The sequence below is a fragment of the Lentilactobacillus senioris genome (assembly GCF_026798195.1).
GTDB lineage: Bacteria > Bacillota > Bacilli > Lactobacillales > Lactobacillaceae > Lentilactobacillus > Lentilactobacillus senioris_A.
Map to the genome: position 1 here is coordinate 1 of NZ_JAPQEZ010000013.1, position 8,066 is coordinate 8,066.

The following is an 8,066-nucleotide window of genomic DNA, read 5'->3' on the forward strand; positions in this document are numbered from 1 at the left end:
GACAAAACCTCGTTGATAAACAGACAAAACCTCGTTGATAAACTTCTATAAGCCTTGGGAGAGTAAGGTGCAATAGGGGTCTAAAAGAGGTTTAAAAGAGGTTTATAAAAGAGGTTTAAAAGAGGCACCACTGTACAAGATCAAAACCTAAAATAAAAATACAAAGGAGTGAGCCCAAAAACAGGCTCACATTAAACTTCATTCGCTACGCTCTTTGCGCCTCACTTCGTTCGTTGCTTAGAAGGTGCGGCAAGCCACATTAATTCGGACGCTGACGCCCCGAACCCCGTCCAAGCTGAGCCAGCTTGACTGCTTTTTCACTCGCCGTTAGGCAGGAAAGCAAAGTTTTATAGAAACTTTGGCTTTCGCCAATTCAGTGTTAAGACTGGTTTAGAGCTGTCAATTCCTTATGCTCCCACGCTTTGCTCGTCCGCTACCATTGACAGCAAACAGTTAGTTTTTCTGAATCTCAAAAAGATTTTAGCTGCTATGTTCGTTTTTAAGGGTCTTATTTTTCGTTTCTAGCGATTTTAAGACCATTCATATACATTTATACCAAAGCGAAGCAAAAAGCCCTCAGCAGGCTATTAGAGGGCTAAATAACGAAGCCAGGACGATTAAAAAAATTGGCTTAAAACAGTGGAATCTGCAACACGTTTTAAATATTTAAAACATAACAATCTTAGTTAGGTGCAAACATAAATTGAATTAAAAATACAGTCAATTCAAAAACGGCAAAAACTGATTTCATGGTTATCAGCAGACCGAGTGAAACGAGGTCAATGCGCACTTACACTCCACTAAAAATTAGTGGAGGTTTTATGCTTAAAATCTGTCTCAGAAGTTGCCTTCGGCAACAACTAAAAATCCAAAGAAAACTAACCAAAATCAATTTGATCTAACATACTTTCGGTACTTGCTTGGTCTAATCCTAAATAAGCTAAAGTCATCGCCTCACTGGAATGATTTAATAAGTGCATGACTAAGCCAATATTGTAATTGGATTGCGTATAAACGCGATAAGCCCCAGTTTTGCGCATAGTGTGGGTACCAAGGTAATTAATGCTTAAAAGATCGCCGACTTTGCTCATGATTTTATAGAACTGTTTTTCCGTAATATGCCGTTCTGGGTGTTGAATTGAGGGAAAGAGCCATTCAGAATCCAGCTGATGATCAAGCAGCCATTGACGATACAATAAGAGTTCTGTTTGAACTGGTTTAAGGTACAAGGTATTAGGCTTACCAGTTTTTCGATCATGAATGAACGCATTTTGTTTAATAGAACCGTCCAGATTAAAAATATCGGTCTGTTTTAAACCCATAACGTCACTCACTCGCAGTAGCGTAGCTTTACCAACTTGAAAAATCGTATAGTTACGTCGGCCCGCTTTAAAGTTATTGAGTAACGTATCTTGAACCTCTTTAAGAACGTTTGAATCTTTGATGGGTAAGACAACTTGTTGCATGTAAATGACCTCCAGTAGGAATATTTGCATTGTGTATCTACACGGGATATACTTGACTTGTAATAATAATTTAGGAGGGGAAAATATGGAACTTATTAAAGAACAAACACGCTTAGCAAAGTGGGGAAACTCGAAAGCTGCTAGAATTCCTAGCCAAATTATTAAACAACTGAAATTAGATGATAACCAAGATATGACAATAACCATTGAAAATGGATCAATTGTTTTGACACCAATAAAAAAGAACCCAACCAATATTCACGAACTATTTAAAGATTGGCAAGATGACGGGAAAAGGGATCACGAGCTTGATTGGGGAAAGTCAGAAGGTAATGAACTTCAATGGTAAGCCAAGGTGATATATTTTATGTTAACTTTAATCCAAGGCGTGGTCATGAACAGATGAATAAGCGACCAGCCATTGCTCTAAGCAATGATCTAGTCTGTCAGACAAGTAACATGACGATTGTGGCTCCAATTAGCAGTACCAAGCGTAATTTTCCAATGTATCATCGACTAACTAGTAGTCAAACAGTATATGGAAAAGTATTATTAGATCAAACCATAGCCTTAGATTTACGGGCAAGACATGTCACTGATGAAACTATTGTCGATCATGTATCGCGTGAAGAACTAGAAGAAATAATCACTTTGTACAAATTATTGTTTAGTATTGATGACAAATAGAAGAAGTTATTTTTAGTATATAACGACAAATAGCCCCCAATATCTACATTATAGATATTGGGGGCTATTTTAACAATGATTTTGAGGGTCTATTTGATAATTATAGACCCTATATATTCATAGCCCCTTTCTGTTTGGTGTTAAAGTATTAGTCATCGATGTCATGCACTATCTTGTTTAGCTCCGTTTTGATGGAACTGGGAATATTTTCTAAATTGAAATGATTATATATTTCTTTATCCTTAAGCATCCTTTTTTGTGCCTTATTTAATTTACACTCATTGTTACCCACTACCCATTCATCCTTTGTACGTATAAAGGGGTTTTGCGCACTTTCCTTTAACGCGTTTTGAACATCTTCATAAGGTAAATAAAATTCAATTGTAGATTTATTTAATTTTACAATCTACCATATAACGTCTCCATCTTTTCAAAACGACTTAATTCTACGGGCTATAAATAACTTAATTTGCCAGTGTATAACGTTTCAGATTAAGCTACCACTAAGTTATAATAACCATATCGAAAGGAGATCAATCTAATGAAATATACGAAAACCAAAGCAGTATTAAATCAACTCGTTGCCGATTTGAGCCAGATGTCAATGATTATCCATCAGACGCATTGGTACATGCGTGGACCCAACTTTTTGAAGTTGCACCCCTTGATGGATGAGTTCATGGAAGAAATTGACAGCCAACTCGATGTCATTTCTGAACGGCTGATTGCGCTTGATGGCAGTCCTTACTCGACCTTAAAAGAAATGGCCGAAAACACTAAGATTCAAGACTGGCCTGGTGAATGGGACAAAACAACCCCAGAACGCCTCGCACACTTAGTTGATGGCTATCGTTACTTGGAAGACCTTTACCAACACGGCATTGAAGTATCCGATGTTGAAAAAGACTTCAGTACCCAAGATATTTTCATTGGTCTCAAAACCGCAATTGAGAAGAAAATCTGGATGATTCAGGCAGAGCTTGGGTCGGCGCCGGAAATTGATGAATAAAATAATATTAAAAAATCGGTAGGCTTAAACATTGCTAACGCTTATATCAGTGCTGCTATTTAATTAAAATGCGACATCCCAACAACGGGGTGGCGCATTTTTGTTTGCAATGCGGTGACAAATAGGCCGGAAACAAAATAAGTGAGTGATAACTCATTTTAATGTTGACAAACCGAGATGCACTGATTATACTAAGGCCATTAAGTGAGTGAGTATACACTCGTTTTGAGAAAGAGGGTTATTAAAATGGCAACGGATTATGTCATCGCCAAGCAGGTCAGCAAGCACTTTGGTCATCAGCAAGTGCTCAATCAGATTGATTTGACACTGCCGGCTGGAATGATTTATGGCTTGATTGGGCCATCAGGAGCTGGGAAGACCACCTTGATCAAGAGTATTTTAGGGATGGAAGCTGTGGATAGTGGCACTGTTAAAGTCATGGATACGGTGATGCCTAATAGGGCGGTAATGGCACAAGTAGGGTATATGGCCCAAAGTGACGCTTTGTATGAGACACTAACGGCCCGTGAAAACCTGACCTTGTTTGGGCAATTGATGAGCGTTCCAAAAATAAAGTTAGCACAAATGATTGATTATGCAGCCGGATTAGTTGATTTAACGTCCCAATTAGACAAGCGGGTCAGTGGCTATTCGGGTGGGATGAAACGGCGCTTGTCGTTGGCAATTGCCCTGATTCAGGATCCCCAATTATTGATTTTAGATGAACCGACCGTTGGGATTGATCCAGAATTACGGCAACAAATTTGGACCGAACTAAATAAGCTCAAGGATACCGGTAAGTCGATGCTCGTGACAACGCATGTCATGGACGAAGCAGAACGGTGTGATTATCTCATGTTGATTCGGCACGGGATTGCGCTTGCTGAGGGGACACCCGCGGCACTGAAACAACAGTATGCAGTAGATACGATCGAACAAGTCTTTTTGAAAGCGGGGCGGATGCAAGATGCGAATGATGGCAATCGTTAGACGAGTTTTTAAGCAAATGTTACGTGATAAGCGTACCTTGGCGCTGATGTTTTTGGCACCATTGCTGATTATGACGCTGATGTATTTCTTATTTCAAAACAACACGACGCAATTAGCAAGCTTGGGTGTTCATCATGTAGACCAATCCGTGGTTAACGTGATCGATACCAAAAACGTGACGATTCATCATTATGATAGTTCACAGGCACGGAAAATGATTAAGCAGCATGATCTAGATGGCTATTTGACTCAGAAAAATGGTCAATTGACGATTACTTATTCAAATAGCAATCCAACCAACACGTCTTTAATTAAGGCGAGTTTACAATCAGGATTAGTCAAGTTGAAAATGAAGACGCTGGTGACCGTTACTAAGAAACAGCGCGCGGCCCTTGAATCGCAACAAGCCGCTTTGAAGAAGCTGACAGCAGCCCAGACACAAGCAACGGTGACCAAGCTGAAGACTGCCATTGCACAAGCCCAGGCCCGCGGTGACCAGGCAACTGCTGAGAAATTACAAAAGCAACTCAAGCAAGCCACAGCCACGACGTCTAGTTCGACTCAGTCAGCTAAAGCAACCAGTTATACGACTAAGTCTCATTATATTTATGGTAGTAGTGATTCAACGTTCTTTGAAAGCTTTTTGCCAGCCTTTCTCGGTTTCTTTGTCTTCTTCTTTGTGTTCTTGATTTCTGGCGTTTCACTTTTGAATGAACGTACTACTGGAACCCTAAGCCGGCTACTTGCAACCCCAATTCGACGGAGTGAAATTATTATGGGCTATCTAATTGGTTATGGGGGCTTTGCCATCATTCAGACTGTCCTGACCGTTGTTTTTACAATTACGGTCTTCAAGATTCACTTAGTTGGTAGTATTTGGCTGGTCTTTCTGACTAACTTATTATTAGCGTTAGTGGCTTTGACCTTGGGTATCTTTATTTCCACCTTTGCTAACTCAGAATTTCAAATGATTCAGTTTATTCCACTGATTGTTGTACCACAAATCTTTTTTGCTGGGTTGGTTCCAGTCGATGGCATGGCCAGTTGGTTACAAGCAATTGCCCACATCATGCCGTTATACTATGGTGCTAATGCGTTGACGGCTGTTGTGACAAAGGGTGCTGGGCTTGGCGATATTGGTGTCAATTTGTTAATATTAGTAGGTTTTATGGTCGTACTAACAATGTTGAATATTGTTGGAATGAAACGTTATCGGAAGGTGTGAGGATATGGAACGACCACGGATACGGGATTATTTTCAACAGGATCTAAGTCAGAATGAAACGATTACACCTAAGCAACGGGCCATCCTCCAGGCAAGTCTCGATTTGTTTGCTGAAAAGGGTTTTGACCAGACCAGTACTAGTGATATTGCACAACGGGCCGGCGTTGCGGAGGGGACGGTCTATCGGCGGTATAAGACTAAGGCTGCCTTACGGGATGCCATCTTAGCACCAATTACCGCGCACATTGTGCCAATCTTAGCGAGTGATTTTTCAGAGGATAAATTACGGCAGCGTTATCCCAGTCTACAGGCATTCGTCACAGCAATTTTTACGGACCGAGTTGCATTTGCTAAAGCTAACGTGAAAGAGTTAAAGGTCATTTTTGAAATGGTAGCTTTTGACACCGAACGACGCGAACAGATTCTTAGCCAGATTGCGCCTAAGATGGTCAAGCAGATGGGAAGTGTCATAAATCAACTAAAAGCAGATCATTTGATTGTGGATTGGCCGAATGATTTGATACTGCAAAGTTTGTTATCGCAGCTATTCGGTTACCTAGCGCAGTTAATGCTGGAATTGCCGGGAACTGAAATTGAGCGCGAACAAGCGTATTTGATTACGGTGATGACCAAAATATTGACCCCGGGTGAACATGATCAAATTACTGGTCGGTGAGCTAACTGTTACTTGATATAAACTAAAGCCACTTCTGTACTTAGCGGTCATTTAAACGCTAAGTACAGAAGTGGCTTTAGTCGTTGCTACGCGTGTTCGTTTGTTAATCTGCTAGTATCGTCATTTTATTCAACAAACTAGTTTGTAACTGGCTGAGTGTGGTCGTCATGTAGACCGGGTAAAGATCTGGGTTGACGAGCCGCTGGGTTGTTCGTGGGAGCTCGGCAAGTTTAGCCTGGGTCGTTGCCTGAATGGTTGTAACCGGAATTGACGTGGTGTTGGACAAATCTACCGGCGCGAGTAAGGGCCGGGCTTCAAAATGGGTGAGTCGCTGTTGACGGTCGACACTGAGTGGGTCACTGGTGACGACGGTTAGGCTGGTCGCATCAACGATCGTCTCGGTAGCTAGTGCAATCAAATCAGCAAAGGCCCGTTGAGTTCCTGGTTCGTACAGACGATAGACTTGCTTATCACCAGGAATCGTTAGTTTTTCGCGACTGGCACTGACCTTGATCTTGGGGGTGCTCTGACCATTGCTCTCAGTTGCCGCAAGCTTGTAGACGCCACTTAGAACCGGTGCGGACGCGCTAGTGATGAGCTTTTCACCGATACCAAAATTATCGATCGGTGCGCCTTCGTGCAACAGCGAGGTAATGATGTGTTCATCCAATGCGTTAGAAATAGTGATTTTGGCATTGGGAAAGCCAGCCGCGTCCAATTGTGTCCGGTTTTCTTAGAGTAGCAATTAGCTCATTATTTTTTTTGCTAGTCTTTGTCGCTTTTTTGCTACCTATTTGTTGATCTTTTGCTACCAAAGGCTTTGCTACCTTGTCCCTAATAATCCTTTCAGCTGTAAGGCTAATCATGTTTGTACCTTGACTATCTTTTTGTTGGTTCTTTGTTGGTAGTCTTTGGTAGTGATATTGAATAGTTTGTTTAGAGACCTTCAATTCATCAGCAAGTTCTCTAATAGTTTTAGGCATGATTTCCAAACCCCTTTCGGAGTTCAGCAAGTGCTTCTTTTCTTGCTTGATCTCTTATTTTTTTATCGTGCTCGGCCTGTTTATCAGCCAATGCTTGTTTCTCAGTAGAGCCTAAAGTTAACCCCTTAACCTTGTCAATGGCGCGCCATTTTTCCTGCTCTGTTAATTCACCATTATGCTGAATGTTAAAGAGTTTTTGACGTTCATCTTGAAATTGACCTTGTGAGAAGTCGTTAGCGTCTTTCTTTTCAGGCTTCCAAGTAAAAGAATACCCAATCACTGGTTTCCCGCGGCCTTTACCATATTTCTTTCGAACAGTTAGGCCTCTAAAAAGAGGGGTCAATTCTTCTCTGATTGGTTTAAGAACGTACCTATCAACGTCTCCCGGTTTTTTCCAATAACTTTTAGGAATATCAAGTAACTCAAAAAAATCTTCTTTTGATAAAAAAGCATAACCGGTTGTTCTGAAACCTTTTAACAATCTAAAAGCGGTTTTAGCATAACTGCTTCGAAGATCTCTAAATTCCGCTAAAGCATATCTAACCCACGTGTCTAAATTATTAAGAAGTGGCAAAGCATCTTTATATACTTCAATGTCTATATAAGGAGAATCAGTTTCACCAACAATTCTGAATTTAGTAAACATAACAAACATTTCTCTATTTAATCCAGATTTACTACGCCTTCCAAAATGAAGTCCCATTAACTTTTCATAAGTTCTTTGAATATCATCTTCAAAGCGATTATTTGCAGTCGGTTTATAGTTGCTCAAATCTTTAAGTTGTTCAAAAGAAAATCTAACTGTCTGATCTCCCTTATCACGCATACGAGAAATAATTGAAAAAAATAGATTCATTTCAATAGGGGTGAATTTACGTAACGGAATGGTATTAAGTTCAGGATCATATTTTATAAGTTCATTGCTCATAATCACACCTCCACAACTATTATATAAAATCAACGATTGCTTATCAACGATCATCATTAAAAACCTCGTTGATAAACAGACAAAACCTCGTTGATAAACAGA

8 protein-coding genes and 2 pseudogenes are annotated in these 8,066 nt (G+C 40.4%); 6 read left to right on the forward strand and 4 right to left on the reverse strand.

All coding sequences use genetic code 11. The features are described from left to right. Positions 1 to 878: 878 nt before the first annotated feature. On the reverse strand, positions 879 to 1,466 hold the full coding sequence (locus tag OXT66_RS09170) for a site-specific integrase (protein ID WP_149029903.1): 588 nt from the start codon (positions 1,464 to 1,466) through the stop codon (positions 879 to 881). A gap of 85 nt (positions 1,467 to 1,551) precedes the next feature. Between OXT66_RS09170 and OXT66_RS09175 the strand changes: the two genes are divergently transcribed. The 6 genes from OXT66_RS09175 to OXT66_RS09200 all read left to right on the forward strand — a co-directional run bounded on the left by OXT66_RS09175 (position 1,552) and on the right by OXT66_RS09200 (position 6,053). Continuing rightward, positions 1,552 to 1,815, forward strand: coding sequence for an AbrB/MazE/SpoVT family DNA-binding domain-containing protein (locus OXT66_RS09175; protein WP_001748109.1), 264 nt, complete (start codon positions 1,552 to 1,554; stop codon positions 1,813 to 1,815). Beyond that, positions 1,809 to 2,153: a type II toxin-antitoxin system PemK/MazF family toxin gene (locus tag OXT66_RS09180; RefSeq protein ID WP_056972590.1), complete on the forward strand. Its 345-nt coding sequence runs from the start codon at positions 1,809 to 1,811 to the stop codon at positions 2,151 to 2,153. Before OXT66_RS09175 ends, OXT66_RS09180 begins: the two co-directional genes overlap by 7 nt. Positions 2,154 to 2,694: 541 nt before the next feature. Next, positions 2,695 to 3,162 (forward strand): Dps family protein, encoded by a 468-nt coding sequence (locus OXT66_RS09185; RefSeq protein ID WP_003587210.1) that lies wholly within the window; start codon positions 2,695 to 2,697, stop codon positions 3,160 to 3,162. A 246-nt stretch (positions 3,163 to 3,408) separates the two neighbouring features. Continuing rightward, positions 3,409 to 4,152 (forward strand): ABC transporter ATP-binding protein, encoded by a 744-nt coding sequence (locus OXT66_RS09190; protein WP_003581836.1) that lies wholly within the window; start codon positions 3,409 to 3,411, stop codon positions 4,150 to 4,152. Further along, entirely contained in the window at positions 4,130 to 5,377 is a 1,248-nt protein-coding gene (locus OXT66_RS09195; RefSeq protein ID WP_029257797.1) for an ABC transporter permease, read from the forward strand. Before OXT66_RS09190 ends, OXT66_RS09195 begins: the two co-directional genes overlap by 23 nt. Positions 5,378 to 5,381: 4 nt before the next feature. Then, positions 5,382 to 6,053, forward strand: a complete 672-nt coding sequence (locus OXT66_RS09200; protein WP_268597023.1) for a TetR/AcrR family transcriptional regulator — start codon at positions 5,382 to 5,384, stop codon at positions 6,051 to 6,053. A gap of 103 nt (positions 6,054 to 6,156) precedes the next feature. Here OXT66_RS09200 and OXT66_RS09205 read toward each other — a convergent pair. The 3 genes and pseudogenes from OXT66_RS09205 to OXT66_RS09215 all read right to left on the reverse strand — a co-directional run. Beyond that, positions 6,157 to 6,780: pseudogene (locus OXT66_RS09205) on the reverse strand (nicotinate phosphoribosyltransferase); the annotation flags it as partial. Position 6,781: 1 nt separating this feature from the next. Further along, positions 6,782 to 7,036: pseudogene (locus OXT66_RS09210) on the reverse strand (DUF536 domain-containing protein); the annotation flags it as partial. Next, positions 7,029 to 7,964: a replication initiation protein gene (locus tag OXT66_RS09215; RefSeq protein ID WP_016527410.1), complete on the reverse strand. Its 936-nt coding sequence runs from the start codon at positions 7,962 to 7,964 to the stop codon at positions 7,029 to 7,031. The pseudogene OXT66_RS09210 and the gene OXT66_RS09215, both read right to left, overlap by 8 nt. Between the last annotated feature and the right edge of the window lie 102 nt (positions 7,965 to 8,066).